The 23568-nt window shown below is 63.1% G+C and carries 32 protein-coding genes and 1 pseudogene; 21 read left to right on the top strand and 12 right to left on the bottom strand.

What is annotated here, in order from left to right; genetic code table 11:
• The first annotated feature begins 242 nt into the window (after positions 1 to 242).
• The 3 genes from WN72_RS05315 (at position 243) to WN72_RS05325 (ending at position 1207) form a co-directional block, all read left to right on the top strand.
• Entirely contained in the window at positions 243 to 446 is a 204-nt protein-coding gene (locus WN72_RS05315) for a hypothetical protein (protein ID WP_092220404.1), read from the top strand.
• Between the two features lie 38 nt (positions 447 to 484).
• Positions 485 to 661, top strand: coding sequence for a hypothetical protein (locus WN72_RS05320; RefSeq protein WP_167381175.1), 177 nt, complete (start codon positions 485 to 487; stop codon positions 659 to 661).
• 246 nt (positions 662 to 907) lie between these two features.
• Positions 908 to 1207: a DUF6894 family protein gene (locus tag WN72_RS05325; RefSeq protein ID WP_244554002.1), complete on the top strand. Its 300-nt coding sequence runs from the start codon at positions 908 to 910 to the stop codon at positions 1205 to 1207.
• A gap of 284 nt (positions 1208 to 1491) precedes the next feature.
• Here WN72_RS05325 and WN72_RS05330 read toward each other — a convergent pair whose 3' ends face one another.
• Both WN72_RS05330 and WN72_RS05335 read right to left on the bottom strand, forming a co-directional pair.
• The gene (locus WN72_RS05330; protein WP_092220365.1) at positions 1492 to 2451 is read right to left on the bottom strand and encodes a sensor histidine kinase; all 960 of its coding nucleotides are present in this window, start codon (positions 2449 to 2451) and stop codon (positions 1492 to 1494) included.
• A gap of 373 nt (positions 2452 to 2824) precedes the next feature.
• Complete coding sequence (locus tag WN72_RS05335; protein ID WP_092220363.1) at positions 2825 to 4219, bottom strand: carbohydrate porin; 1395 nt, start codon at positions 4217 to 4219, stop codon at positions 2825 to 2827.
• A gap of 321 nt (positions 4220 to 4540) precedes the next feature.
• On the opposite strand from WN72_RS05335, the gene WN72_RS05340 reads away from it, so the two are divergent.
• The 5 genes from WN72_RS05340 to WN72_RS05360 all read left to right on the top strand — a co-directional run bounded on the left by WN72_RS05340 (position 4541) and on the right by WN72_RS05360 (position 7685).
• Positions 4541 to 5503: a hypothetical protein gene (locus WN72_RS05340; RefSeq protein ID WP_092220361.1), complete on the top strand. Its 963-nt coding sequence runs from the start codon at positions 4541 to 4543 to the stop codon at positions 5501 to 5503.
• 10 nt (positions 5504 to 5513) lie between these two features.
• A complete protein-coding gene (locus tag WN72_RS05345; protein ID WP_092220359.1) occupies positions 5514 to 6170 on the top strand; it encodes a hypothetical protein in 657 nt (218 codons plus the stop codon).
• On the top strand, positions 6167 to 6583 hold the full coding sequence (locus WN72_RS05350; RefSeq protein ID WP_092220357.1) for a phage holin family protein: 417 nt from the start codon (positions 6167 to 6169) through the stop codon (positions 6581 to 6583). Before WN72_RS05345 ends, WN72_RS05350 begins: the two co-directional genes overlap by 4 nt.
• Complete coding sequence (locus WN72_RS05355; RefSeq protein WP_092220355.1) at positions 6580 to 7299, top strand: hypothetical protein; 720 nt, start codon at positions 6580 to 6582, stop codon at positions 7297 to 7299. The genes WN72_RS05350 and WN72_RS05355 overlap by 4 nt, the downstream gene beginning before the upstream one ends.
• A gap of 197 nt (positions 7300 to 7496) precedes the next feature.
• Positions 7497 to 7685, top strand: coding sequence for a hypothetical protein (locus tag WN72_RS05360; RefSeq protein WP_092220402.1), 189 nt, complete (start codon positions 7497 to 7499; stop codon positions 7683 to 7685).
• 265 nt (positions 7686 to 7950) lie between these two features.
• On the opposite strand, the gene WN72_RS05365 is transcribed toward WN72_RS05360, so the two are convergent.
• The 3 genes from WN72_RS05365 to WN72_RS05375 are packed head-to-tail and all read right to left on the bottom strand — an operon-like array spanning position 7951 to position 10400.
• Entirely contained in the window at positions 7951 to 8511 is a 561-nt protein-coding gene (locus WN72_RS05365; protein WP_092220353.1) for an MOSC domain-containing protein, read from the bottom strand.
• Positions 8511 to 10193, bottom strand: coding sequence for a DNA polymerase/3'-5' exonuclease PolX (locus WN72_RS05370; RefSeq protein WP_092220349.1), 1683 nt, complete (start codon positions 10191 to 10193; stop codon positions 8511 to 8513). The genes WN72_RS05365 and WN72_RS05370 overlap by 1 nt, the downstream gene beginning before the upstream one ends.
• On the bottom strand, positions 10194 to 10400 hold the full coding sequence (locus WN72_RS05375; protein ID WP_092220400.1) for a hypothetical protein: 207 nt from the start codon (positions 10398 to 10400) through the stop codon (positions 10194 to 10196).
• A 250-nt stretch (positions 10401 to 10650) separates the two neighbouring features.
• Between WN72_RS05375 and WN72_RS05380 the strand changes: the two genes are divergently transcribed.
• The 4 genes from WN72_RS05380 to WN72_RS05395 all read left to right on the top strand — a co-directional run bounded on the left by WN72_RS05380 (position 10651) and on the right by WN72_RS05395 (position 12448).
• Positions 10651 to 10971 (top strand): PepSY domain-containing protein, encoded by a 321-nt coding sequence (locus WN72_RS05380; RefSeq protein WP_092220348.1) that lies wholly within the window; start codon positions 10651 to 10653, stop codon positions 10969 to 10971.
• Positions 10972 to 11004: 33 nt separating this feature from the next.
• Positions 11005 to 11625: a hypothetical protein gene (locus tag WN72_RS05385; RefSeq protein WP_092220347.1), complete on the top strand. Its 621-nt coding sequence runs from the start codon at positions 11005 to 11007 to the stop codon at positions 11623 to 11625.
• A gap of 73 nt (positions 11626 to 11698) precedes the next feature.
• Positions 11699 to 12160: a YidB family protein gene (locus WN72_RS05390; protein ID WP_092220346.1), complete on the top strand. Its 462-nt coding sequence runs from the start codon at positions 11699 to 11701 to the stop codon at positions 12158 to 12160.
• A 24-nt stretch (positions 12161 to 12184) separates the two neighbouring features.
• On the top strand, positions 12185 to 12448 hold the full coding sequence (locus WN72_RS05395) for a GlsB/YeaQ/YmgE family stress response membrane protein (RefSeq protein ID WP_075968316.1): 264 nt from the start codon (positions 12185 to 12187) through the stop codon (positions 12446 to 12448).
• A 378-nt stretch (positions 12449 to 12826) separates the two neighbouring features.
• Here WN72_RS05395 and WN72_RS05400 read toward each other — a convergent pair.
• Positions 12827 to 13500 (bottom strand): annotated as a pseudogene (locus WN72_RS05400) (ATP-dependent DNA ligase).
• A gap of 389 nt (positions 13501 to 13889) precedes the next feature.
• Between WN72_RS05400 and WN72_RS05405 the strand changes: the two are divergent.
• Both WN72_RS05405 and WN72_RS05410 read left to right on the top strand, forming a co-directional pair.
• Positions 13890 to 14309: a CopG family transcriptional regulator gene (locus tag WN72_RS05405; RefSeq protein ID WP_092220344.1), complete on the top strand. Its 420-nt coding sequence runs from the start codon at positions 13890 to 13892 to the stop codon at positions 14307 to 14309.
• Positions 14310 to 14313: 4 nt separating this feature from the next.
• Positions 14314 to 15504: an extracellular catalytic domain type 1 short-chain-length polyhydroxyalkanoate depolymerase gene (locus tag WN72_RS05410; RefSeq protein WP_092220342.1), complete on the top strand. Its 1191-nt coding sequence runs from the start codon at positions 14314 to 14316 to the stop codon at positions 15502 to 15504.
• Positions 15505 to 15601: 97 nt separating this feature from the next.
• On the opposite strand, the gene WN72_RS05415 is transcribed toward WN72_RS05410, so the two are convergent.
• Complete coding sequence (locus tag WN72_RS05415) at positions 15602 to 15814, bottom strand: hypothetical protein (RefSeq protein WP_080133287.1); 213 nt, start codon at positions 15812 to 15814, stop codon at positions 15602 to 15604.
• Positions 15815 to 16190: 376 nt separating this feature from the next.
• Positions 16191 to 16406 (bottom strand): hypothetical protein, encoded by a 216-nt coding sequence (locus WN72_RS46615; protein ID WP_244554001.1) that lies wholly within the window; start codon positions 16404 to 16406, stop codon positions 16191 to 16193.
• Positions 16407 to 16887: 481 nt separating this feature from the next.
• Here WN72_RS46615 and WN72_RS05425 point away from each other — a divergent pair, with 481 nt between their 5' ends.
• Together WN72_RS05425 and WN72_RS05430 are read left to right on the top strand one after the other, a co-directional pair.
• Positions 16888 to 17109, top strand: a complete 222-nt coding sequence (locus WN72_RS05425) for a hypothetical protein (RefSeq protein WP_080133286.1) — start codon at positions 16888 to 16890, stop codon at positions 17107 to 17109.
• A 309-nt stretch (positions 17110 to 17418) separates the two neighbouring features.
• Complete coding sequence (locus WN72_RS05430; RefSeq protein ID WP_092220338.1) at positions 17419 to 17877, top strand: hypothetical protein; 459 nt, start codon at positions 17419 to 17421, stop codon at positions 17875 to 17877.
• Positions 17878 to 18625: 748 nt separating this feature from the next.
• Here WN72_RS05430 and WN72_RS05435 read toward each other — a convergent pair.
• From WN72_RS05435 to WN72_RS05445, 3 genes are all read right to left on the bottom strand, one after another.
• Positions 18626 to 19864 (bottom strand): YihY/virulence factor BrkB family protein, encoded by a 1239-nt coding sequence (locus WN72_RS05435; RefSeq protein WP_245003226.1) that lies wholly within the window; start codon positions 19862 to 19864, stop codon positions 18626 to 18628.
• A gap of 238 nt (positions 19865 to 20102) precedes the next feature.
• A complete protein-coding gene (locus WN72_RS05440) occupies positions 20103 to 20351 on the bottom strand; it encodes a SemiSWEET family sugar transporter (protein WP_092220329.1) in 249 nt (82 codons plus the stop codon).
• Between the two features lie 30 nt (positions 20352 to 20381).
• Positions 20382 to 20585, bottom strand: a complete 204-nt coding sequence (locus WN72_RS05445) for a hypothetical protein (RefSeq protein ID WP_092220327.1) — start codon at positions 20583 to 20585, stop codon at positions 20382 to 20384.
• Positions 20586 to 20891: 306 nt separating this feature from the next.
• Here WN72_RS05445 and WN72_RS47585 point away from each other — a divergent pair, with 306 nt between their 5' ends.
• From WN72_RS47585 to WN72_RS05465, 4 genes are all read left to right on the top strand, one after another.
• Positions 20892 to 21221 (top strand): phosphatase PAP2 family protein, encoded by a 330-nt coding sequence (locus WN72_RS47585; protein WP_347337503.1) that lies wholly within the window; start codon positions 20892 to 20894, stop codon positions 21219 to 21221.
• A 208-nt stretch (positions 21222 to 21429) separates the two neighbouring features.
• Positions 21430 to 21879 carry a cupin domain-containing protein gene (locus tag WN72_RS05455; RefSeq protein ID WP_430640411.1) on the top strand — a complete coding sequence of 150 codons (450 nt, stop codon included), beginning with the start codon at positions 21430 to 21432 and terminating at the stop codon, positions 21877 to 21879.
• Positions 21876 to 22223, top strand: coding sequence for a DUF3147 family protein (locus WN72_RS05460; protein ID WP_092220323.1), 348 nt, complete (start codon positions 21876 to 21878; stop codon positions 22221 to 22223). Before WN72_RS05455 ends, WN72_RS05460 begins: the two co-directional genes overlap by 4 nt.
• Positions 22223 to 22708: a hypothetical protein gene (locus tag WN72_RS05465; RefSeq protein ID WP_092220398.1), complete on the top strand. Its 486-nt coding sequence runs from the start codon at positions 22223 to 22225 to the stop codon at positions 22706 to 22708. Before WN72_RS05460 ends, WN72_RS05465 begins: the two co-directional genes overlap by 1 nt.
• Before the next feature lie 14 nt (positions 22709 to 22722).
• Here the strand turns inward: WN72_RS05465 and WN72_RS05470 are convergent, their stop codons facing one another.
• Entirely contained in the window at positions 22723 to 23238 is a 516-nt protein-coding gene (locus WN72_RS05470) for a YciE/YciF ferroxidase family protein (protein ID WP_092220321.1), read from the bottom strand.
• Positions 23239 to 23320: 82 nt separating this feature from the next.
• Between WN72_RS05470 and WN72_RS05475 the strand changes: the two genes are divergently transcribed.
• Complete coding sequence (locus WN72_RS05475; protein WP_092220396.1) at positions 23321 to 23515, top strand: hypothetical protein; 195 nt, start codon at positions 23321 to 23323, stop codon at positions 23513 to 23515.
• Positions 23516 to 23568 lie beyond the last annotated feature (53 nt).

Consider the following 23568-nt stretch of genomic DNA (forward strand, 5'->3'; position numbering starts at 1 on the left):
AAAAGCAAAGGTCGCGCCTTCCATAGCGCGGCCCCGTTGCATGCGGACTTCCTTCACCAGTGCCGGTAGAGCCGATGCCGGTGGCCGAACGACCGGATAGGAGCCGCCGTAAGCTCCTGAACCTACCCGGGGGCACGTGCGTTAAGCTTCCCGATTTTACTAAAGGCCTAGTTTCATTCACGGAACCGACACCGGCCATCTCCGTTTTGGAGTCGTTTGAAATCATTTCTTGGGAAGGCACCATGACGCAGCATCGTCGTAGGGTCATACAAACCCGCTCCCTCGAAGAACGAATGGCAGAACAGGCGACAAAGCTAAAAGAACAGGCCAGCCAGTTACCCGCTGGAGCCGAGCGCGAGGCCCTGCTGAAACGAGCCAGGATTGCGCAGACCGGCGTGCATCTGAGTGATTGGCTTCGCTCACCCGGCCAACGGCCGCACGAATGAATCTCCACTAATCAATGCTGGCTGTGAAGGGGTGGGATGTGAAGCTGCTCGGCGAGTATCTCGAACACGCCCTCCAGTTCGAACGGATGGCGGCCGAAGAATCGGACCCTAAGTTGAAAGCGGCGATGGAGAGCCAAGCGAAGGCTTATCGTATGATGGCCGCGAAGCGAGCCAAGATGCTCGGCTTGCCGGAGCCTAGCCCTCCCGAGCAGTAGGCTCAGATCGGGCTAGGGAACAATTGTCCACTTTGGTACTTATTGAGTCGCCTTTGGCAGGGTGATTCCCGTGAATTTTTTCAGTGGCGACAAATTCTCTGGACCGAAGATGCGGGAAGAGGAGCGCTGCAAATGCGGCGCGCAGCCCCGACTGGCCCATACGATAATGGACCCAGTACGCGGCCTGACCGTGCGCATGTTCGAGTGCCGGTGTGGCGAGCGCTCTTGGACTGAGGACAAAGAGTAATGGTCCGGGTTGATCTTGAGCCGTCGCCTATTATGGAACGTGCACTCACTTGTCAGCATTGCTGGCGTATGCCGCGCTATTTCTTCCACGTGACCCACAAACGCTACGAACCTGACCTTGAAGGCGAGGAATTGCCGGACAAGCACGCCGCTTGGCATGAGGCCACAGTGACGGCTGGCAAGATACTCCAAGGCCTCGACGGGAAGCTAACGCCGGACCAGGGATGGAGGATGGAAGTCACGGACGAATTTCAAAATACGCTCTACGTCTTGCACATCAAAGCCGAAAAGCCAAAGTAAGACGGCCTCAGATGTGGCCTCTCACGGCGTCTGTCGCGCTCGATGACCCATGATCACAAAGCGCGGGTCACCTCGCTCGAAGTCGGGCCAGACATCGGCGCCGCGACAACCGCAACCCTGACCCACATATCGAGGCTAAGGGTCGGATAGTCGCATCTGGTCCGGCCAATGATCGGCATCGAACGCGACTTGTTAACCGCAGTGTAGACAAGGACGCCAAGCAAGCCCATCTGCCGCATCTTGCCGAAGGTGATCTTGAGTGGGCGAGCATCGTCCTGCGGCGCTCATGCGTCACGCGCGAGTGAAACCTGCACCTCGCAGCCTTCCGAAAGAGGCCTTCTCGTCACGACCCCCTTCATCTGGGACGCCAGCAGGCTGATCAAGCGCGTGCCGAGCCCGCTCTTAACTTCGACCGGACAGCCGACGCCGTTGTCCTCTACGGTCACGAGGATGCGGTTGTCCTTGGCGCGCACGTCCACCTGCACCGCGCCGCGGCGACCCTCGGGGAAGGCGTACTTGAAGCAGTTCGTCACCAGTTCGTTTACGATCAGCCCGATCGACGCCGCCTGCGAGCTCCTCACCTCGATGTTCTCGCACTGTACACCGATCGAGATCGTGCGTACGCCACGATGAAAATCGGCGAGGCTTCCGCATAGTGCTTCGATGTACGCTGCGAGGTCGATGCGGTTGCTGTCTGCAGTATCGCGCAAACGGTCGTGGACCTTGGCGACCACGTCCACCCGGCTCACCGCTGAGGCAATCGCCGCCTGGACCGCAGGGTCGGTCGCCGAGCGGGCCTGAAGCCTAAGGACGGAGACTATGGTGGCGAGGTCGTTCCGCGTTCTATGCGCGAGCTCCTGCAGCAGAACTTCCGAATATCGTTTGGCTTCGACAAGCTTCTGCAGAGTGTGCCGCAGGAGCTCGGTGACGGCTGCGATGCAGATGCCGGTCAAGACGAACAAGACGAGCGGGATCGCAGCGGATGATGGGGGTCCCGGGATGAAGTAGGCGGCAGCAAGCGCGGCCCCTGCCGCGGTGGCCACGATACCACTGCCTCGGTCGAAGAGGACGGAAGACAGGAAGATGGCCGGGATGAAGAGCAGAACGGGGTAGGAGCGCAGGTGATCGTCCAGCATCACCCGGGCGAAGAACGCGATGCCGACCAGGCCGAGCGTCAAGGTGTAGCGCACCCAGATCGGAAAGTCCGACCTGGCCGTGAAGAGGCGGTGCAGAAAGGCTTCCATTCGGGAGGAACGTGCGTTCCAGGCTCGATGTTCCGAGCGCTTGTCGGGCCGCTTCCGATAGTCTTCTCAAGCGGCTCGCGTCGCAGGGCGGGCTTTCGCCTGACTGTCCGGAGGGACATGGTTGGGCTTGAAACTCGGTTTTCATCTCGTCAATCCCCTCGCCACCTGGACAGCCGATCCGCCGGCTGACAGGCAGGCCGCATATGCGCGGACTCGGAAGGTCCGCGACCCCGAATACTCGAAACCACGCTGGCGCGTCGCTTTCGCCATCGCCATCGCCATCAATCTCGGCGGATTTGGAATGAGCCGTCGCTTAGGACGACGCGAGATGAGCCCTTCACCTTGCGTATCCAGCGCACGCAACTCAAGCTCCCTAGAATTTCAACGTCGTGCGCAGGCCAAAGATTGCTGCGTTCTTCAGCGCTCGACCCGGCATCGGGCCCGTCGGGTCCGTCGCTCCGCCGCCCGGCCGGATGATGTATTGGAAATTGGGCTGGAGGGTCCAGCCGTCCCGCAGCTGATACTGATATACCGCCGTGAGGAGTCCTTCGAAGCTGCGCACCGGCCACGCCGGACCGGCGAGTGCGCGATAGTCAAAGTAAAGCGCCTGGGCTCGCTTCGAGACGTGCGCGTAGCCGGCCGCGATCCCGATCTTGTCGTCCGGCCGTTTGTCGCTTAGGCCGATAAATTCGAGCCCGGTGTCGGCGTAGAGATCGATCAGGTTGCGGTCGGCCGGAGCGCCGGAGACGCGAGCGAAAATGCCGATTCCGCGGTCATCGCTTTTGGGCACGCGATAAAGCTGCTGCTCGAAGACCGCCCAGCCGCCGATGTCGCCCCCTAACATGAGTGGAGTGCCGCTGCTGGTCGGCGCCGAAAGCGAGACGCCGTTGCTTGCGAGTTGAAGATCGGAGAATTGCCCGAAGTGACGCCATCCGCCGAACTTGACCTGGCCGGTCAGATTGGGATCGCCTTTCTTGTTGTTCCAGGCGTACTGGATCTGCCCTAGCAGCAGAGGGGGATCGTTGATCCGGAAGTTGACGCCATATCGGTTACGTTCTTGCGGGTCGCCTGGGCCCGGGCCTGCCTGGTTGCCGTCGAAGATGCCTCCAAGGACCGTGAGCTGATCGGTGATGTTGACTAGCAGCCGGCTGCCCATCGCGGCCAATGGCGGCGACGGACCGCCGCTGGGCAGGTCGAGCGACGTGATCGCCGGCCAGCCCATCGACGCGTTCGTGAAGACGTCGGTGTATTTCGTATTGAAGAACTCGCTGTCGGCGGCGAGCTGTCCGAACTTCAGAGAGACCTTCTTGTCGCCCCACTGCTTTTCAAAGTAGGCCTCGTAGAGGCGAGTCGAGGGCAACGCTTCGATGCCGCTGACGACGAAGAAATTGCCGAGATAATTGCGCGACAGTCCGTCGCCGTGGATCTGGAACATGTTGGCGTGGAAGGTGAGCTTGTCGATGCCGGCAAGCTTCTGCAGGTCGACGTCGACCGCGAGATTCAGCCGGCCTTCGTAGATCGCTCCCTGCTTTAGTCCGCCGGAGACATTCCCCAGCGTCTCACCGATGTAGGTCGCGGCGAACTTGATCCCGTACTTTTGGAGTGGGTTTGGCAGAAGCCCGAGCGTCTTCTCCTCGACGGTGCTCTCGCCGGTGTCGGGATCGGCGGGCTTGTCGTCATCGGTCTTCTTGTCCTCCTGCGCGAATGCGTGGGAGCCTTCGAGAAGACCCGCCAGAAGGATCGCCAGCGCCAGGCCTCTAACGGACATTTTAATCGAGCCGCACAAGAAGATTCTCCGTCGGGTCGGGAGTATTGGGACACGCTCCAACGGCAAACTCAAGGGGATACCCACCCGCGGCTTCTCCTTCGAGAAAGCGACCGCTGAGGCTTGGGATCCTCTGACGAGCAGATCTCGAACGAGCCGGCCGTCGAGACCGCCCCGCAGTCGGTCCTGCACCAGTCGACGGGAGAACGCACGGGCGCGTCGGCGCGCGGCGATGCGGCGGAAGGTGCTTCAAGGCTACTAGGAACCATCCAATAGAGGGGGAGTTCGTCCTCGAAGCACAATCCAAGAAGACAAGAGGATGAGATGACGCGATCGGTGGAGGAGCTACGACAGGAGTCCGAGCGTAACCGGGCGGAATTGGCGGCCACGGTCGAACGTCTCAAGCAGGGGATATCGGACACAACGCGAGATCTGCGTCACATGGTCTCGCCTCAACACGTTAAATCGGAAATGTCGGGCTACGTGAGCGACAAAGCCCAAGGCTGGGTCGAGGGGCTCAAACAGCAGGCGATGGATAACCCGATGCGCGCGGTCGCTGCCGGTACCGCGATAGCTGTGCCGCTGCTGCGACTGGCGAAAGGGGTTCCTCTGCCGCTTCTCATGATTGCTGCAGGCCTCGCTCTTACCTCCAAGACCGTGCGCGACCGGGCTGCTGGAGCGGTATCGCCCGTCATGGATGGTGCCGGTCGGGTCATCGACCAGACTGTCGACAGAGTTCAGGAAGCGAGAAGTGGGGCCCAGGCGAAAATCTCCGAGTCGCAAGGACGCGCCGCTGGCGCGGTCAACGAAGCGATAGATTCCGCCAAGGCAGCGGCCCAAGACCTCAAGGTCCGAGCAACGGAGGCCGCAGGGACGATCGGTGACAAGATCACGGATGGCATGGACTCGATCAAGGATTCGGCCTCCGCCGTTCCCGAACAGTCGCGTCAGATCATCGGTGACAACGCCGCGCTGATCGGAGGACTCGGTATCGCCATCGGGGCAATCATCGCGGCGGCCCTTCCGGAGACGAAGCTCGAAGACAGGGCGGCAGGGCCCGCGAGCGACAGCCTGAAGCGCGCTGCCGGCGAGGCCGCTCAATCGGGTTTCGAGGCAGCCAAGGATGCGACGATGTCTGCGGCCGATGCCGCGACAAGAAGCGTGAGTGACGCCGACCTTGGGCGGCACGCGAGCCGAATGACCCGTAATTTGGCCGACAACCTCAAGGAAGCGGCCGCCGAGGTTGTTGACGCAGCATTCAGCCCTCCCCCAAAATCGAGCACATGAGAGACACAGCATGAGCGATTCAGATGTGGTCAAGCCGACCGACTTCAACAAAGGCAAGAGCAGCTCCTCCACCGGTCTGAAGGACCAGATCGGCGATGCAGGGGGCGAGATGAAGCAGCGCGCCGGAGAGGCCCTGCAGGCATCGGCGGACATGGCTCGGGACAAGTTCGGCGAAGCCGCCGATGCAGCCAAGAATGTCGCGAGCGGCACCGTCGACCAGATTCAGGAACGGGCACGGGAGCAGCAACAGACCGGTGCCGATTTCATCGAGCGCTTGGCGGGTAACTTCCGCCAGGCTGCCGGCGCATTCGAAACCGACGTGCCATTCGCAGCACGCGGTATAAAATCGGCTGCCGACTATGTGGAAGAAGCGGCCGCGAAGGTTCGCGATGGCAGCTTTCGCGACCTCGTCGACGGTGCGACCGATTTTGCGAAGCGGCAACCAGCGGCATTTCTCGGCCTATCCGTTTTGGCTGGGTTCGCCGCCGTGCGCTTCCTGAAGGCTTCGGGCGGCTCCTCGACCTCGCAGCGGGCTAGTACGCAAACCGGCGGGGAACCTGGAGGGTTCGGGGTTCGGACGGATTACTCAAGCGAGGGCGTCGGTGGGCAGACCTCCATGGGATCCACAGATCAGCGACCGACCCCGGGTGGCGGAAGCGCATCATGAGCATCAAGCACGATATCGAAACTGGGAAAAGCGATCTTCACAATATCTCGGGCCTTGTCGGCGACGCTATGGCTCAGGTCGCGAAGCTTTTCCAGAATGAGGTCGATCTGGCGAAAGCCGAACTTGCCGAAAAGGTACAAAAGCTCGGCGGAGCGTTGGGACTTCTGGTCGGCGGCGCGGTTCTCGTCATCCCCGCCATCGTGATGGCGCTGTTCGCGCTGTCATCAGCGTTGATCAGCGCAGGGTGGTCGTCAGCATTGGCTTACCTCACATCGGCGATCGCCGCCGCCGCCATTTCTGGCACTTTGTTTGCCGTGGGCATCAAGCGGTTGGACGCACGAACCCTCACCCCGCGGGAAACAATCCGGCAGCTTGAAAAGGACAAAGATACTGTGAAGGGAATGGTGCGATGAGCAGTGCGCAAACCGGTTTTTTTGATAGTCTACTCGCTGCGGCCAAAGAGAACCCGCTTTCCGCCGCGCTAATCGGGGGCGGAGCACTTTGGCTGCTTGTCGGCGATGACAAACTGAAGGGCGCCGCCAACGTCGCGTCTGGTGTAGTCGATAGCGGTGCCAGCAATTTGAAGGCTGCAGCCTCGGGATTGCAGCGGACCGCGGCGCCGCCGACCGCACCTGAGATGGATCATGAAGCGGGCAGCGTGGCCGGGGATTCAAGCGATGCCGTGCAAACGGCAACCGCCTCGGTGTCTGAAGCAGTAGACAAGGTCCGCGACCGGTTTGACGAGGGCGTCGCTTACGCCCGTGAACAGTTTGCTAAGATGGGCAATCCTCTGCCGGCTGGAGATACGTTGACCAAAGCGCAGTCTTCGCTCGGCGAACTGATGGAGCGCCAGCCGCTGATAATAGGCGCCATCGGTTTGGCGGTCGGCGCTGCACTCGCAGGCGCGTTTAGAACGACCCAGATCGAAGACAACTATATCGGCGGGGTCAGCGACCAGGTGAAGGACGACCTGAGCAGCCGCGGTACCGCTGTATCGAAAGCGCTACGCGAAGCTGCTGATACGATCGCAGCCGAAGCGAGTGACATCGGAGCCGAAGCGGTCGATCGCATGAAGCAGGCGGGAACTGATGCCGCTCACGCTGCTAAGGAAAAGGCCAAGCAGTTGTGAGGGACGGGCCGGTGGGCCTTCTCACGCGCTACTGCCCGTCGGAGTTTGGAGTTGAACATGAGCCGCGGAATGCCATGGATGATCGCTTTAGGCATGCTCGCGATTGATTGGCGACGCGAACTTATTGGAACGTTGCCACGTTCAAGCTGGGATGGCTGGGAAGTTTCCTGGGAATGCCTTTAGGGAAGGAGCCGCAAATGGGTGAAGAACGAAAATCATCAAAAGCGGGGGATCGGGCCGCTGAGGGCTTGCGCGAAGCCGCTTCCAAGGAAGAAACGAAAAACGAGAGCAAGATGGGGCACGATCTAGCCAAGGGCGCTGATCGGTTCGAAGAACGCTCTAAAAGCTCGGATGGAAAAAGCGCAGAAGAGAAACAAAAAGGGTAGATCCAAGCAGAAGACCCGTCGTCGCGACTTCCTAACAGAGGCCTCCACAATGACTGGAGGAATGCGCACGAACGATAGGTCTGCCCACCCAAGGAAGGTGTTCGCGCGAGAAACGCGGTTAGACACCTCCGCGGGGTTGGTAGTCCGCGACTGTCGATTGCCTCGCCAGTCCAAGCGTACCGCAGCTACCTGCTTGCGGCCGTATCGCTCCGGCCCACCGAACGCGTTTCGATTCGGCTGTTGGGTCGCCTATGCACGGGTCATTTTATAGAGCCGGCAAGGCGCGAAATGAGGACGGGAGCCGAACCCGCGCGGTGTCGCCGGCCGCCACCGGTCCGCTGACCCGCACCACGCCCAGCACCCCACATTTGAATGGAGGGCCCCTTTCTGCCGACGAGAGCACCTGTCGTTTGAGGCCGGGCCGAAAGCGGTCGATGAGGACACATGGCGTCCGGAGGCCGGTCAGTTCGATGATGGCCGTGGGGCCGAGCTCGATGAGCGTCCCGAGCGGCATCCGCTCGAGGTCCAGGCTCGCGGTGGTGATGTTCTCGCCGAGCTCCCCGGCTCCGACCTCGAAACCAGCCTCGGAGAGGGATGCGAAGAGCTCGAAGGAGATCAGGTGGACCTGGCGGAGGTTGGGTAGTCGGGGTCGGCGGGCCGCAAGATAGCGGTGCCGGACGAAGGGGCCAGCGTGGGCGTCGCCTTCCACGCCGTGGCCTTCCATCAGGACTATGCGGTCCTGGATCGGTTTGCTGAAGTGGTGCCCGCGATCAGCGGCAACCGCCACCGCCTTTCCCTGGAGCGAAAGGTCGTGCGCGTGCGACATCAGGCGGCGCGGGCGAGCGAACGCCGCTTCTGGCGGAGGTAGCGCGTGACCTCGGGCAGCGTCATCGCGTTCAGGACCCGGTCGGCAGGGACGCCGCCCTTGCGGGCCATCACGACTCCCCAATGCATGTGGTCGAGTTCAGGGATCGAGTGCGCGTCCGGATTAATGCTCATCGTGCAACCGAACTCGAGCGCCGCCTGATGCCAGCGCCAGTCCAGGTCGAGCCGCCAGGGATGTGCGTTGATTTCGACGGCGACGTCATGCTTCGCACAGGCCCGAAGCACCTTCTCGATGTCGATCTCATAGCCCGGCCGCCGCTGGAGCTGTCGCCCGGTCATATGGCCGATGATGGTGGTGTGAGGATTGGAAACGGCCCGAAGCAGGCGCTGCGTCTGCGCCTTGCGATCCAGCTTGAAGCGCCCATGGATGCTGGCGACCACAAAATCGAAGCTCTCCAGAACGTCGTCGTCATAGTCGAGTGACCCGTCCGCCAGGATGTCGGACTCGATACCCTTGAGGATCCGGAAGTCCTTGCCGAAGCGCTTGTTCAGTCGATCGGCTTCCCGATGCTGCTGCGCGATCGCCTCAACGGAGAGACCGCCGGCGTAGTGCGCAGACTTTGAGTGGTCCGCGACCCCGAAATACTCGTACCCGCGCTGGCGCGTCGCCTTCGCCATCCTCTCCAGGGTCTCTGTCCCATCGGAGGCATCGGTGTGGCAGTGCAGGATTCCGCGCAGGTCCTCGTCGGTGACGAGCTTCGGCAACTTGCCCTTCAGAGCCAGCTCGACCTCGCCGCGCCCCTCCCGGAGCTCGGGATCGATGAAGGGCAGACTGAGAGCGCGGTAGATATCGGCCTCCTCGCCGGCGACCAGTGTGCGGCCCTTGTGCACGCCGTCGGACTCCAACTGCATGCCCTTCTCAACGGCCAAGGCTTGGAGCTGCTCGATGTGAGCAGCGGAGCCGGTGGCGAAGAGAAGCGTAGCGCCGAAATGTTTGCGGTCGGACAGCCGAATCTGCAGTCCGTCGGCGGGTGATGGATTCGGTGCCTTGGCGGCCCCAGGAGCTTCCGCAACGATGGCGAGATCACCGACGAGCTCGCAGCCTCGGCGGAAATCGCCGGCGACCGTTACGCGCTTGAGTTCCGGGCGAGCCTTGCGGATCGAGTCCTTCGCATGCGCGAGCAGGGCGGCGGCACGATTCAGGTGGAGGCGCCCTTCTCCGCTTTTCGCGATTGCGAGGTTCTGCAGGATCTTGGTCTGCAGCGCGGCGCCGAGTCCTTTCGCCTTCTTGATGCGATCGTCCTTGGCGGCGGCCTCCAACTCCGAGAGCGAGCCGATGCCGAGATCCTTGTATAGGCGCAGCACCTTCTCCGGACGAAGGCCGGGCACGGCGAGCATCTCGAGCACGCCCTCGGGGATCTCCTTCCGCAGCTTTTCGAGGCTGGGATGACTGCCCGTCTTATGAAGTTTGGTGATGATGTCGGCTATCGCGTCGGCGACCCCCGGAATCTCCGTAAGCCGGTCTTCGGCGACGAGGACGCCCAGGGGAACGGCAAGGGCCGCCAGGCTGTCGGCCGCTCTCGAATAAGCTTTCGCCCGGTAGGGATTGCCGCCTCGCAAGGCGGTGCGCTGCGCGTACTCTCGCAGGAGACTTGCCACACCGCGCGCGTCGAGCGAAGGCATTCAGCCAGCCTCCCGGTCCGAGCTTTGCGGCGCCACCGGAGAGAGGCGACCGCCGGGGCGGTCGCGATCGAGAGAGCTCTCCAGCTTCCGGGCCGCGCGAAAATCCTCGAGATGCTGCGTGTTCGGGCCGTAAGCCGCCTCCTTCTTGAGGAGGTTATAGATCCGGCCGACCACAAGCTGCAGGTGCTTCATCCGGCCCTTCGGCATCGCTCGCGCCTTGCAAAGAGCCCGGACTGCGTAGGCGCGGAAGTAGTCGAATGCGTCTGACATGATGTCAGTAAACGCCGGCTACCCCGCATGGTTCGATCAGCAGCCATGGGTCTCATCTCCGACGTCGGCGCGGCGACGGCTTCGCGACGCCGGCGTCCCGGCCTGAGTGCTGCGTCAATCCGAACCGTGAAAACTTGGAACCTCTGGGCGCAGCACATGTTGTGCCCGGCCAATACTGGAGGACGACATGAACAAGAAACTTCTTCTGCTGCTGACGGCCGCTTCGCTTCTGACGGGTCCGTCGTTCGCGCAAAATCCGCAGGCGACCGACCGCCCAAACAACAACGCGGTCAACAGTTCCGGCCAGAACAATTCCGACAAACCGGTTTCGGGGGCCAACAGCTTCACCGAGGGCCAGGCCAAATCGAAGATCGAGCAGGCGGGTTACACCGATGTCACGGGCCTGAAGAAGGACGACAACGGCGTGTGGCGCGGCAAGGCCAGCAAGGGCGGCGCATCGACCAACGTCAGCCTTGACTTCCAGGGCAACGTCAACGCGGCGAAGTAACCGAGCGCAGCAGCTAACACAGAAGGACTCAAAATGACCGTTACGATTTCACGTCTATACGACAACTACTCCGACGCGCAGCGCGCGGTGACGAACCTCGAAGCAGCGGGTCTGCCGCATTCGGACTTGAGTATCGTCGCGAACAATTCCGACAACTGGTACAGCAGCGACAAGAAGGTTGACCGCGACCGCGATGGTGTCGACGACCGTGCCGAAGGCGCCGCCACGGGTGCCGGCGTCGGCGCGGGTCTCGGCGGCGCTGCCGGTCTGCTCGCGGGCCTCGGGCTACTGGCGATACCGGGCCTGGGCCCGGTGGTTGCGGCGGGATGGCTCGCCTCGACGGCGCTGGGCGCGGTCGCGGGCGGCGCAACGGGCGGAGTCGTCGGTGCGCTGACGCAAGCGGGCGTTTCCGAGGAGGAAGCACCTCTCTATGCCGAGGGCGTAAGGCGCGGCGGCACGATGGTTTCGGCCCGCGTTCCCGACGGCGATCGTGCGCGGTACGAAGCGATCCTCGACCAATCCGCCGTCAATCTGCGCAACCGCACCGCGGCTTGGCAGAAGTCGGGTTGGAAGAGCTACGATCCGGCGGCGCAACCTTACGGGGCGGACGAGGTCCGCCGCGAGCGCCAACTCTACGGTGCAGGCGTACGGTAAGGCCAGTCGGCGACCCGCCTCCAAGGCGGGTCGCTTTTTTACACGCGACAACAATCGAATACAGGAGCGGAAAATGAGCCGCGGAATGCCATCGATGACTGCCCTCTTGGGCATGCTCGCTATCGCCGGGTACCAGAATCGAGACAAGCTGACGGAGATGTTTCGCAACGCGACCTCCGGGCAGCCGGCGGCAGGCAACAAGGACTCGCTAAGCGGCATGCTCGGCAACTTGGGCGGCCTCGGCGGCGGCGGTGGCGTGGGTTCGCTGCTCAACGGCGGGATCGGCGAACTTCTCGAGCACTTCAAACAGAACGGTCAGGGTGACGCCGCGCAGTCCTGGGTCGATCACGGGCCGAACCGGGAGGTCACGCCGACTGAACTTAAGCAGGCGATCGGTCCGGATGTCCTGCAGAAGCTAGAACAGCAGACCGGACTGTCGCAGCAGGAGATACTTGACCGCTTGTCCCGCGAGCTGCCGACAGCCGTGGACAAATACACGCCCGACGGACGGCTTCCTTCTTCGTCGGCTGGCTAACGCAACGCGCACTTGGAGGAAAACATGGGCATCATCTGGACGATCATCATTGGTTTCATCGCAGGGGTCATCGCGAAATTCATCATGCCCGGCGATAACGAGCCGACTGGTTTCATTCTGACCACGATCCTCGGAATCGTAGGAGCGTTCGTGGCCACCTATCTCGGTCAGGCGCTCGGCTGGTATCGGCCCGGCGAAGGAGCGGGGCTAGTCGGCGCCGTTGTCGGTGCGATTATCGTACTGTTCGTTTACGGGCTGGTCGCAGGCAGAAGCCGTCGGGCTATCTAGTTCACGGCGTGTCGCCCGTGCGTCGAAAACCCGTAAAGCGACGTGGCCCGTTTGGAAGCTGTATCCGTGAAGCGGGGCGCTATCGATAACATGATAGAGCGAGCACGTCTTCGGCCAGTACGATTGGTGGAATCGGGGCGCGCCTGATCGAAGGCCGCGCGTCCTCGTTGCAAGGGACCGGCGCACCTCGAAGTCCTCATCGCACCTGTATGGTTTCTTCGTTCGCGCTCAAGTAGATGATCGATCATTCTCGGATTACTGTCCGGAGCTTCGATACACGCTTGCCCGAGGACGCCGAGGCTTGGCCGGTTCGGCGGGGCCATTCGCACGGCGAAGGGCTATCCATGAGGATTCGCCGCAGCGAAAGCGCGAAGGATGCTACTGCATGTCTTCCCGCAATCCCTTGAAGAACGGGTGGCGGACCTTCCCTTCGGCCGACTTGGCCCGATATTCGACCTCGGCGAGCAGCTTCGGCTCCACCAGATGCCCTTGTGGGCGATCCGCTTCGCGTACGGCTGTGTCTTCCGGGACAACGCCCTCCAATCCGATCTTGCAGGCGTGCTCGAACACCTCGCGGCCTTCAATCTCAAAGCTTTCGCTGAACTGGATCTCGGTGCCGTTGATGATCTTCTTGAGTTCGGTCTTGCGCTGCAAGAGTGGCAGCTTCCGGAGGTCGCGGCCGTTCAGGTACAGCAGGTCGAAGGTGACCAGTACGATGCTGGTCGACCTGCCTTTCAGTTCGTTCCCGTCGTGCCGTCCGCGGCGGGAACTACGACTTCGCCGTCCACGATCGCCGACCCCGCCTTGATGTGCCAAGCCGCGTCGGCGACCTTCTTGAAGCGGTTAGTCCAGTCGTGACCACGGCGGGTGAAGACCTTCACGGCTTCGTTCGCCAGATGGACTTGGACGCGGTAGCCGTCGAATTTGATTTCGTGAATCCATCGCGCTCCGGACGGCACCTTTTCGATCGATAATGCCAAGGCCGGTTCTACGAAGCCTGGGAACGGCGCCTTCACGCCAACCGCGGCCGGTTTACGTCGCTCAAACGCCACGCAACGAACTCCAATGCTACAACCGCTGGACTCAAAGCCGTTATGGCGGGATTCGTTTCCGGAACCGACGAATCCTTGCGGGCGTTGCATCGCGCTCGGTTCGCTCACTGTTGGTCCGGTCGGCATCCAGGGCAACATCGGGATCCCTTGGGACGCTCTGTCGCTGATCCTGCAGATGCTGATTGCGGGCCGGTTCAAGTTGGTCCTAATGCGTGGCACCAGGTTTCGGCACCGGACCGCGAAGCTGAACAGCCTTCGGATCGAGACCAGGCTGACAAGGATGAGGCGCCGGCCTGCTGATGGCTTTGCCTCTTGAATAACTCCATCGCACCTCCATATACCATCCGTAAAACATCCAAAGGGATGGTACATTAAATTGGAACTCACTCATGGCTGACAATGTCCGCGAACTCCGGCCGAAGCCCCCGGACACCGAGAAGATCACGATCAACATCGGTTACGTCGATCTCGGTCATGTCGATCTGATGGTGCAGGAGGGGTTCTATTCCAACAGGACCGACTTCATCCGGACGGCCATCCGCAACCAGCTCGAACGGCATGGGGACGTCGTCAAGCAGTCCACGGCCCGGAAGAGTCTGGACCTAGGGCTGCGAAACTACACGCGCCAGGATCTCGAAGCGGCCCAGCGAGCTGGCGAGATGCTGCACATCAACGTTCTCGGCCTGGCGACCATCGACCATGACGTCACGCCTGATTTAGCCCGCGCCACCATTGCTTCCGTCTCGGTGCTTGGAGCCCTGCATGCCACTCCCGCGGTCAAGGCCGCTCTCGCCGACAGAACGAGGTGATGCGATGTTGGATCAGAGCATAGTTAATGAGGCCACTCGCCTCACGCGGGCGGGTCGATTGGTCAAGGCGGCCGCGCTCCTGCAACGCATGCTCCGCGGAGAAGGCGCGTCCTCGGGAACGATGGGCCGCGCAGTCCGAGTCGGGCCTGCGAGGCTCGAGCCGCCGACCCTCGACGTGAAGGCCCACGTCGTCGAGGAGAGGAAAGGCGGACGGCCCACGGAGCATGCGTCCATCCCCGGACACAGACGTCCCGCGCCGCTCACGGGCGTGAAAGACTTTGCGGGGCTCGGACTGCGCGGCCTGAGCAGGCGCGCTCCGCCGTCCACGTCGGACATCGTGCCCGATGGTGCAAGCTTCATCGAAGGTACCTTCGGCAACGCTGCGGGAAGCCGGACCTACAAGCTGTTCATCCCGAGCCGCGCGCCCGCGCCGCCACGTCCTCTGATCGTCATGCTTCACGGCTGCACTCAGTCGCCCGACGACTTCGCGGCGGGCACCCGGATGAACTTTTTGGCGGAAGAGCAGAACTGCTTCGTGGTCTATCCGGAGCAGCCGCACGGAGCCAACCAGGCGAAATGCTGGAACTGGTTTCGGGCCGGAGACCAGCAGCGGGGCGACGGCGAACCTTCGCTGATCGCGGGCATCACCCGCCAGATAATGCGCGATCACGGCATCGATCCAAAGCGAGTTTACGTTGCGGGCCTTTCAGCCGGCGGGGCCGCGGCCGCCATCATGGGGGCGACCTATCCGGATCTATACGCTGCGGTCGGCGTCCATTCGGGCCTGGCGTGCGGGGCGGCCAGCGATCTTTCCTCTGCGTTGACCGCGATGCGGCAGGGCGGTGCGCCCGTAGCTACCGTGAAGGCTTGCTCTGCGGTGCCGACCATCGTGTTTCATGGCGACCGCGACACCACCGTGCATCCCGACAACGGCGACCGGGTTGTCGATGGCCTCGGCGAAGCTGAGAGCCGGAAAGCCAAGGTGGTTCGCGGGCGAGTGCCGGACGGGCATTCGTATACGCGAACGATCCTGACGACTGCGCAGGGACGAGACATCTCCGAGCACTGGAGTGTCCACGGTGCCGGGCATGCCTGGTCGGGCGGCAGCCCTGCGGGCTCCTACACCGACCCGCGCGGACCGGATGCGACGAGGGAAATGTTGCGCTTCTTCATGGAGCATCCGTTGAGCGCTTAATGAACTTCCCAACGCGCTCGGATATTTAAGAAGGCCATTCGAAGTTCGGCGACTGCAGACGTCATTCGTTCCAAAGGATGGCTGTCGTTGCCGGGCGTCAGGCCTCGCCAGGTCCGGAGAAGATGGAAGCCGGCGGCGTGGTGCGCGGGGTCGGCAACGGCCGCTCGGTCGCCCCGGATCGCGAGGCCGGCCGGCCTTTCGCATCGTAGCGCTTGGCGAGATCCAGCAACCGACGGCGGGTGAACGGATCGGCCCTCTCGGCTATGACCCGGACCCGCTGCGCGAGACCTAGGTAGAACTCCTGCTCCATGGCTCACCCCCACAACGTCACTGCCGGAAGTTGAGTACCCTACGGTCGCGGAGTCAAGCAACGCTTGTGATCATGCAACTTTCCGCTGCCGACTTGAGATCGCAACGGGGACGGACGTAGACTTGCCAGCGCGGGGGAAATCAGATGGCAGTGCTCTATCCGGTCCGAAAGGCGTGCCGGCGTGCGGCAGCCTGATGAAGGCTTTGCGCGACGAAGCTTCTGGCGGGGCGACTGCGGTACGTCTGCACTAATTGCGACGACGAGCCGCTGCACGACCCGACGGCCCGCAAATAGGCGGAGGGCCGTTGCGTCCGCCGGCGAAATGAGCACGATCAGCGTGCGCCAAGCCACCCGTGACGAAAGCGAGCATCTGCTGTCAATTCGGCGAAGCTCGCCTGCTAATTGTCTTCACGGTCTTCACGATTTCCGCCGGATCATAGGGCTTGAGCAGACTGCCCGATACAGGGCGCGGCACGACGGGCGAGAAGCCGGTCGCGTATATCAAGGCGAGCTCGGGATCCTGCTCGCGGCAGCGCTCGGCGATCTGCCAGCCGTCGACGCGCCCGGGCAGCCTGATGTCGGTGACGAGCACGTCGGCGACTCATCTCCCGCACCATGCCAGCGCTTCCTCGCCATTGGCCGCATGGACCACTTCGTAGCCCTCCTCGCGCAGGCCTCCACCACGAGCTCGCCGATGAAGGGGGTCGTCCTCCACGACGAGTATTTGCACCGGCGGCTCCTCGAAACCTAAGACTCACATCAGTCTGCGAACGGCCGAAGGTTTTGGCCGTTCCATCGCGCGCCTTGCGTCGAGCGCACCTCTGGCTGGCGATCGCAAAGGCGGAGGAGGCCTTCGATCGAGCGAGGCGGGCGCATCAAGAAAGAGCGGCCGGCTATCGAGAGCGATCTGGCACGGCGGACCAGGGTGAGCAGGCGCGCCACGTGCGGTCGGCGGATGAATGGGAAGTTCCGGTCCGGCGAACCGGGCATTCCGCGACCATCGGCTGCCCGAACGGAACGGCGATCCTCCGTGCGACTTGATTCTCCGAAGTGTCTCAACTCGGAGAACGATCATGAAAACGATCTTGACCATCACTTGCCTGTCCGTACTCGCCCTGGCGTCGCCGGCGCAAGCCAAAGGATGCATCAAGGGCGCCATCGTCGGCGGCGTCGCCGGCCACATGGCGGGCCATGGCAAGCTGGGCGCTGCGGCGGGATGCGCGGTCGGACATCACGAAGCGAACAAGCAGAACCCGAACAATTCGAACGCCCAAGCTCCATCGGGACAGAAGTAGCGCGGCCACGCGCGATGAAGATCAGATCGCATTCCGAGAGCCACATCGTCGAGCTTGAGAGTGGCTCGCGCTGGCAGATCTTCCCTGGCGATCTCGATCTGACGCTGAACTGGAAGCCCGAGACGGAAATCGTCGTCATGCCAACTGACGATGATCTGAGTTCTCACGTGCTGGTCGGCCGAGACACAAAGGTCCGCGTGATAGCGGACGGCGAAAGCTGGCCGGTACGTGAGGTCAAGTCGGCGTTGAAGGAAGGGTCACGGACCGGGCTCCGCCGGTTCAGTGGAACGAGATCCGGAGGGACATGCGATGAAAGCAATGATGGTGGCTCTTGCCTTGGCACTCGCTGCCTCGACATCGACGGTCTCGGCGAGATGGACGAGGTACACCATTCCGCAGACCGGCACCTCGGTGGATTTCCCTTCCTCGATCTTCACGGAAGAAGCCGGCCGACCCGACGGGTATGGGCAACGATTCCGCACCGCAGACGGCCGCGCCGATCTCACGATCCAGGCCGCGCCCAACCTCGCGAACGATTCACCCGCCGCCTTTCTCGCGAAGAAGCACCCGCCTTCCCGCATCCAGTACAAGCGGGTGACACCGCGCTTCTTCGCGGTTTCCAGCTACAAGGGCGACAAGGTTTGGTACGACCGGTGCAATTTCTCGGAGTGGCTGGTTCATTGCGTGCTGATCAACTATCCCGCCGAAGAAGAGCACGCTTGGGACGACGTCGTCACCCACATGAGCCTGTCTCTCAGCGGCAAGTAGGCGATCTCCCCTTCTCCGGCGGCTGTGTCGCCGCGCTGAGGTCTTGCGTGAGTGATCACGCGGTGTCCTCGACTCGATCGCAGCCGACCCACTCGCGTCGCCTGCTCCTCGTGTGGATACGAGTCTCGGAGCGACGCCAATTCGGCGGGGCATTGCGAACCTCGGCCGGAGTTATCGCAGAGATCGTCGTGTCCGCGCTGACGGCGCCAGTGATGATGATCTTCAAGTCGATCGCGGTATGGACCGCGTTTTCGCTGGGCGAGTAGCGAAGATCATCGTTCTTTGACATCGGGCCATCCAAAAAGGCCATTTCCAACGGAGCGATTGGGGCTTGGTTCCTGTCTTGAACGTCGGCGGCGACTGACGACCTTCTGTCGCATCTCTCCGAGGAACTGAAGAGCGCCGGCGACGCTTGCTATGACGCAAACCGAGTAGAGTTGCATGCGACGGAAATCGCGGCGATGACCGAAGCCTCCAGGCTCGGGACCGAAGCCCACAGTCCGTCCCGGGGCAAAAAAGAGAGAGGAGAACACGCGGACCTCCAGAAGTCGGCGGAGGAATTGGCTCAGCGTCTTCGGTGACGATGGAGGCACCGCTGGGGTCGCTGCTCGGAGCCTTCGTCTCAGGGATTTGGTTTGCCCGGCGATTCTGAGAACAGGCCCGCAACCTAGGAGCCGAGCGGTCTGCGGCCCTGTAGTCCACGTCGGCGGAAACGCGGCTCCTGGAGCTTTCGGCACCTGTGCGGCCTTCAGGCAGCCTCCCGCGCTACGCCGACCGGGTCGGCCATCTTGGCGCCGCGGGCTCCAAGCGGCTTCGGTCGTCCGGTGGTGGTGTCGCCCGCGGTCTGGTGCTCCATCTCCGCGTTGAGCTCGGCGCCGAGCAGGATCACGATGGCCGAGATCCAGAGCCACGTCATGAAGCCTATCACCGCGCCCAAGGACCCGTAGGTGGCGTTGAAGGTGCCGAAGTTGGCCGCGTAGAAGGAAAACAGCGCGGAAGCTGCAAGCCACAGGACCGTGGCGGCGGCGCTGCCCCAGGTGATCCAGGTCCACCGGGGCGCCTCGCGGCTCGGTCCGAACCGGTAGATGCAGGACAGCGCGAAGGCCAGGGCGACGAAGAGGGCGGGCCAGCGACCGATCCGGACAAGGAGGTCCGCCGCACTCGACAGCCCGACGTACTGTAGCACCAGGGGGATGATGACGACGGCGCCCAAAGAGGCCAACACGAATACAATTCCGCCGACGGTGAAGCCGAGCGAGATCGCATTCAGCTTCACGAAACCGCGCTTCTCCTCCTCCCCATAGACGATGTTCAAGGTGTCGAACAGAGACTTCATGGCGGCGTTGGCGCTCCAGAGCGAAATGGCGAGACCAATAACGAAGGTGAAGCCGAGGGTCCGGTCGCCCTTGGCCGCGACGCGGGTCAATTGATCGCGCGCCACATCCACGGCCCCGCCGGGAATGAAACCCGAGACGTCGTCGAGATGCTTCGCGATGCTGCCGGGGTCGGAAAAGAACCCGTAGATCGCGACCAGCGCCGCGATGGCCGGAAAGATCGCCAGAAGGCTGTAGTAGGTGATGCCGGCGGCGAGCGCGAGAATGCGGTGCTCGCCGATGTTGCCGTAGATCCGCCAAAGGATGTCCTTCCATCCTCTGGCGGGAATTTCCGACGGCGAGGTCGCATGCCGTCCGCGATCGCCGCCCTCGGTCGCCAGGTCGGCGGGCGTGGCATGCCGGTCGGCCGCCTCTTTCGCGGGAAACGCTTCGTCTTCGCTGGGCCGGGCCGTCGTCTCGATCGGCGCGATCCGATCCCACACGAAGGCCACGGCCAGCAGTCCGAGGGTCGCGGCGAGATTCCAGCCGACCGCTTTTCGAGCTTCCTTCATGAATGCCTCCGGACGCCGAAGGCATAGGCCGGTTCCTGCGTCCCGAGACGCGGTCAGCTTCGCAGGGCGCCCGGCCGTCTGATGCGGCCGCGGAGCCCACATACGCCCTTTCGATCGGACAGCAGCAGGAGCGGGCTTGCCGTGGGCGCAAGGGTGGCAAAAGTCGTGCCGACGACAAGGGCGACAAAGGGAAGGCCCCGACCCGCCCTCCCGCTGGGCGGCCCGTTTTCGCCGACGAGGTCCGCCGCATGCGGCCTCCCGACAAAGGCGAATCTGACCTAAGAGACCTGTGCCGTGTCCAATGTGACTGAGTCGGCGGATTATCGGGTCGCCATAGAGGCTATGCGGCCTCCATCAGATCGCGAATCTTGCAGCCGAGGACGATGCCGGCAAGCGTAGCGCCGGCGACGTTGGCCAGCACGATCACCCAGTCGCCCTGGATAGCGCCATAGATGACCCATAGCCCGAGACCCAGCGTGAGCGCCGACAGCATGCCGAGCGAGAGGTCGCCGGTGGACCCGCGGGGCCAGGCCTTCCGGACCTGCGGCAGGTAGGAGAGCGAGGCGAGGAGCGCGGCGATCCCGCCGATTTAGGGAGCGAACGAGGACAAGGGCTTGGACTACTTGGGTTCGACCTTGAGAGGAGGATCGGTCGGCTGGACCCTGGCGCCGGCCGCCGCCGCGGCGCTGTCCGTCGTGACGCCGAAATCCGCATGTACCGCCCCGGAATCGCGGCCTCTCATCAGGAATAGCCCAGCGGCCGCAACTAGGGCCACGATCGCGGCCAAGGTCAGCAAGGATTTCCGCGCCATCCTTTTCTTCATCGGACCTCCAATTCGCTTTTTCAACAAGGGCTTGAATGCATGGTTCCTCCGCGCCGAAGCGAACCGGGAACTGTCTCCGGCGTTAAATGGACTCGACTTATCCTACCGGACGAAGCAATGGCTCTTGTCACTGTCAGGCCACGAAAGCAGATGTGCGGATCGCGCGGACGGTCGCTCGCAACACCGATCATCGAGCAGAGATCGTCGCGCGTGGGCTTACGTGGGGAGCCGACGAGAAGATTCTCGTGGCCTCTCGCAGCGGCAGGCTGGCTCGCGACCCGAACGCAGGGCGAGGCGCTGCGCCGGGTGGGCAATCACGCTTTGCTGGTCGCCGTTGCCGCCTCGCTTCTGCCCCACGGCATGAAGTCTCTGTTCGACCAGACCCGCCCCGATCGCAGGACCGTGCTCGGGCACGTCCACGGCATCTCGTTCTCCGGGAAGCGCGAGGATGCCTTTCCTTCCGGGCATGCGCTGCACATGGGTGCGCTGGCGTCCGCTGTCGGACCGCTGCCGCCTGGTCCACGCCGGGCGATCCGCGCGCTCGCGATCGGTCTCTCGCTCACGCGCGTAGCCGTTCTGGCGCACTGGGCGAGCGACGTCGTAGCGGGGTTCGCGCTCGGCGCCTTGCTGGAGTGAATCCTTCGCCTGTGGACCGGATATGCCGCCGACGGATCGATGGAGAACCGCAATGCCGATAATTGAGGACCTGAAGGAGTATGCGGAGCGCGCAACTGGCCTACGGCGCCCCGGTAAGAAAGGAGCGCCGGATCTTGTGCGGGAGCGGAAGCCTGCGACCGTTCGCTTCAAGGACGACGGTCTGGTCCCCAATCACCCCCGATGGCCGTTGATCATCTATCGCAAGGCGATCGACCTCGCCGGGAAACACGATCCCGCCGCGGTGATGGAAGACCTGTTCGAAGCCAACGGATGGGGCGGTAGCTGGCGCGACGGCATCTACGACTACGTGCACTATCACTCCCGGATCCACGAGGTGCTCGGCATCGCGCGAGGCAAGGGGCGGGTCCGCTTCGGCGGCAACAAGGGACGAACGTACACGCTGAAGGCCGGCGACGTCGCGGTTCTGCCCGCCGGGACCGGTCACCAGTGCCTGTCGGCGGACGACGACTTCCTCGTCGTGGGAGCCTATCCGGCAACCGGCACCTACGACGAATGCACGGCGGTCGAGGATCGTCCGCGAGCGCTCAAGACGATTCCGAAGGTGGCGGTCCCGCGCAAGGACCCGGTTTACGGTGCCGCCGGGCCGCTCGCGAAGCTTTGGAAGAAGCCGAAATGAGCGAATACGTGATCCGCTTTCTGGTGGGCGGCGCGGTGGTATCGGCCTTCGCGATGCTCGGCGACCTCCTGAGGCCGAAGAGCTTCGCCGGCTTGTTCGGGGCCGCACCTTCCGTCGCGCTCGCCACGCTAGGCATGGCGATCCACCAGCACGGCGCCGACTACGCCGCCGTCCAGACGGGATCGATGATGGCCGGCGCCGCCGCGCTTGCCGTCTACAGCCTCTTCGTCTGCCGGCTTCTCGTTCGGGCGCGGGTGAGGGCTCTGCCCGCGACCCTGATGTCGATCGTGGTCTGGCTCGCCGCGGCGTTCGGCCTGTGGGCCGTCGCCGGAGGTCAGGCATGATGTCGCCCATTCGCGTCTTGCCATCCTCGCTGCGGGAGGGGCGCTGGTATGAGTACGTCATCCGTTTCGCGCTCGGCGGCGCTGCGACGGTTTTCACGGGCCTCATCAGCGGCCGATACGGCGCTTCGATCGGCGGTCTCTTCCTCGCGCTGCCCGCAATCTTCTGCGCCAGCGCCACCTTGATCGAAAAGCACGAAATCCGCCGCAAGCGCGAGGCGGGCTTTTCCGGGGAGCGACGGGGTCAGATGGCGGCCGCGCTCGACTCCGCCGGCGCCGCGCTGGGGTCCGCGGGCATGTTCGCTTTCGCAGTCGTGTTCTGGCTCCTTGTCGAACGGAGTATCGCCGGCGCGTTCGTCGGCGCGTCGCTGGCCTGGTTGGCGGTCTCGGTCGCGGCCTGGTATGGGCGACGCAAGACGAGATCGAGCCGACGGACGGCCGTTCGCGAGAAGGGCCGGCCCACCATGCCGCGAAGCCGGCCCTTCTGATGCTCCACTTGCCGTCAGGCCGCGGTCGAGGCCTTCGCGTTGACGCCCTTGCGCAGAGCGACCGTGTTGAGCTTGGTGTTGGCCGCCTTTTCCTCGTTCAGATTGGTGGTCAGGAAGCGCACGATCTCGTCGTGGCCCAGCTCTTCAGCCCAGGCGATCAGCGTCCCGTAGCGGCACATTTCATAGTGCTCGACGGCCTGCGCGTTCGCGACGATGGCCGCGTCCAGAACGGCCTTGTCCTCGATCTCGCCGGCCGTCTCGTCGGCCTCCTTGATGATGCCGTCGATGGCGGGGCACTTGGTGCCGCTCGGATCCTTGCCGAGCTTCGCGAACGCCTTCTCGAGCCGCTCAACCTGTTTGTTCGTTTCCTCGAAATGGTTCTTTAGGCCGGTGACGAGGTCTCGGTTGGTGGCCTTGTCGATCATCTTTGGCAGTGCCTTCAGTATCTGTTGCTCGGCGTAGTAGATGTCTTCAAGGCCGTGGATGAGCAGGTCATCCATGGTTTTGATGTCCTTTGTGAAGAAGCCCATGACCGATTTCTCCTTTCGCAATGATGGCAGAGGAACGCCGACGGCGTTCGGCGGTTCCCGTTTCCAACTACAGAGAGAGCGGATGAACGATAAGACGGAGATATTCGCCGCGCTGCTGGGGCGGGCCGCCCTAGACGTGTGGGGTGACATGCCGCGCGAGATACAGGAAGCGCTGTTCGAGACGGCGGTGAAAGGCCGGGTAGGCGACCGCGAGGAGCTCGCTCGCTTGCTGCACGACCGGCATCCGCGCATGCTGCATCCGGCGAAGCCGAGCTAGGAACCGCGCTGCGCGCCTGAGGTTGACGACCCGTAGGTGAGTTGCGGAGGGGT

The organism is Bradyrhizobium arachidis (genome assembly GCF_015291705.1).
GTDB classification, from domain to species: Bacteria; Pseudomonadota; Alphaproteobacteria; order Rhizobiales; family Xanthobacteraceae; genus Bradyrhizobium; species Bradyrhizobium arachidis.

Coding starts and splice junctions, on each gene's coding strand:
- WN72_RS05410 (WP_092220342.1), top strand. CDS start 14,314: ATGTTGGATCAGAGCATAGTTAATGAGGCCACTCGCCTCACGCGGGCG.
- WN72_RS05375 (WP_092220400.1), bottom strand. CDS start 10,400: ATGCCGAAGGGCCGGATGAAGCACCTGCAGCTTGTGGTCGGCCGGATC.
- WN72_RS05465 (WP_092220398.1), top strand. CDS start 22,223: ATGTCGCCCATTCGCGTCTTGCCATCCTCGCTGCGGGAGGGGCGCTGG.
- WN72_RS05475 (WP_092220396.1), top strand. CDS start 23,321: ATGAACGATAAGACGGAGATATTCGCCGCGCTGCTGGGGCGGGCCGCC.
- WN72_RS05460 (WP_092220323.1), top strand. CDS start 21,876: ATGAGCGAATACGTGATCCGCTTTCTGGTGGGCGGCGCGGTGGTATCG.
- WN72_RS05470 (WP_092220321.1), bottom strand. CDS start 23,238: ATGGGCTTCTTCACAAAGGACATCAAAACCATGGATGACCTGCTCATC.
- WN72_RS05435 (WP_245003226.1), bottom strand. CDS start 19,864: ATGTGGGCTCCGCGGCCGCATCAGACGGCCGGGCGCCCTGCGAAGCTG.
- WN72_RS05395 (WP_075968316.1), top strand. CDS start 12,185: ATGGGCATCATCTGGACGATCATCATTGGTTTCATCGCAGGGGTCATC.
- WN72_RS05335 (WP_092220363.1), bottom strand. CDS start 4,219: ATGTCCGTTAGAGGCCTGGCGCTGGCGATCCTTCTGGCGGGTCTTCTC.
- WN72_RS05340 (WP_092220361.1), top strand. CDS start 4,541: ATGACGCGATCGGTGGAGGAGCTACGACAGGAGTCCGAGCGTAACCGG.
- WN72_RS05350 (WP_092220357.1), top strand. CDS start 6,167: ATGAGCATCAAGCACGATATCGAAACTGGGAAAAGCGATCTTCACAAT.
- WN72_RS05355 (WP_092220355.1), top strand. CDS start 6,580: ATGAGCAGTGCGCAAACCGGTTTTTTTGATAGTCTACTCGCTGCGGCC.
- WN72_RS05325 (WP_244554002.1), top strand. CDS start 908: ATGGTCCGGGTTGATCTTGAGCCGTCGCCTATTATGGAACGTGCACTC.
- WN72_RS05430 (WP_092220338.1), top strand. CDS start 17,419: ATGAAAGCAATGATGGTGGCTCTTGCCTTGGCACTCGCTGCCTCGACA.
- WN72_RS05370 (WP_092220349.1), bottom strand. CDS start 10,193: ATGCCTTCGCTCGACGCGCGCGGTGTGGCAAGTCTCCTGCGAGAGTAC.
- WN72_RS05405 (WP_092220344.1), top strand. CDS start 13,890: ATGGCTGACAATGTCCGCGAACTCCGGCCGAAGCCCCCGGACACCGAG.
- WN72_RS05415 (WP_080133287.1), bottom strand. CDS start 15,814: ATGGAGCAGGAGTTCTACCTAGGTCTCGCGCAGCGGGTCCGGGTCATA.
- WN72_RS05445 (WP_092220327.1), bottom strand. CDS start 20,585: ATGAAGAAAAGGATGGCGCGGAAATCCTTGCTGACCTTGGCCGCGATC.
- WN72_RS05360 (WP_092220402.1), top strand. CDS start 7,497: ATGGGTGAAGAACGAAAATCATCAAAAGCGGGGGATCGGGCCGCTGAG.
- WN72_RS05330 (WP_092220365.1), bottom strand. CDS start 2,451: ATGGAAGCCTTTCTGCACCGCCTCTTCACGGCCAGGTCGGACTTTCCG.
- WN72_RS05345 (WP_092220359.1), top strand. CDS start 5,514: ATGAGCGATTCAGATGTGGTCAAGCCGACCGACTTCAACAAAGGCAAG.
- WN72_RS05390 (WP_092220346.1), top strand. CDS start 11,699: ATGAGCCGCGGAATGCCATCGATGACTGCCCTCTTGGGCATGCTCGCT.
- WN72_RS05365 (WP_092220353.1), bottom strand. CDS start 8,511: ATGTCGCACGCGCACGACCTTTCGCTCCAGGGAAAGGCGGTGGCGGTT.
- WN72_RS05380 (WP_092220348.1), top strand. CDS start 10,651: ATGAACAAGAAACTTCTTCTGCTGCTGACGGCCGCTTCGCTTCTGACG.
- WN72_RS05315 (WP_092220404.1), top strand. CDS start 243: ATGACGCAGCATCGTCGTAGGGTCATACAAACCCGCTCCCTCGAAGAA.
- WN72_RS05385 (WP_092220347.1), top strand. CDS start 11,005: ATGACCGTTACGATTTCACGTCTATACGACAACTACTCCGACGCGCAG.
- WN72_RS05425 (WP_080133286.1), top strand. CDS start 16,888: ATGAAAACGATCTTGACCATCACTTGCCTGTCCGTACTCGCCCTGGCG.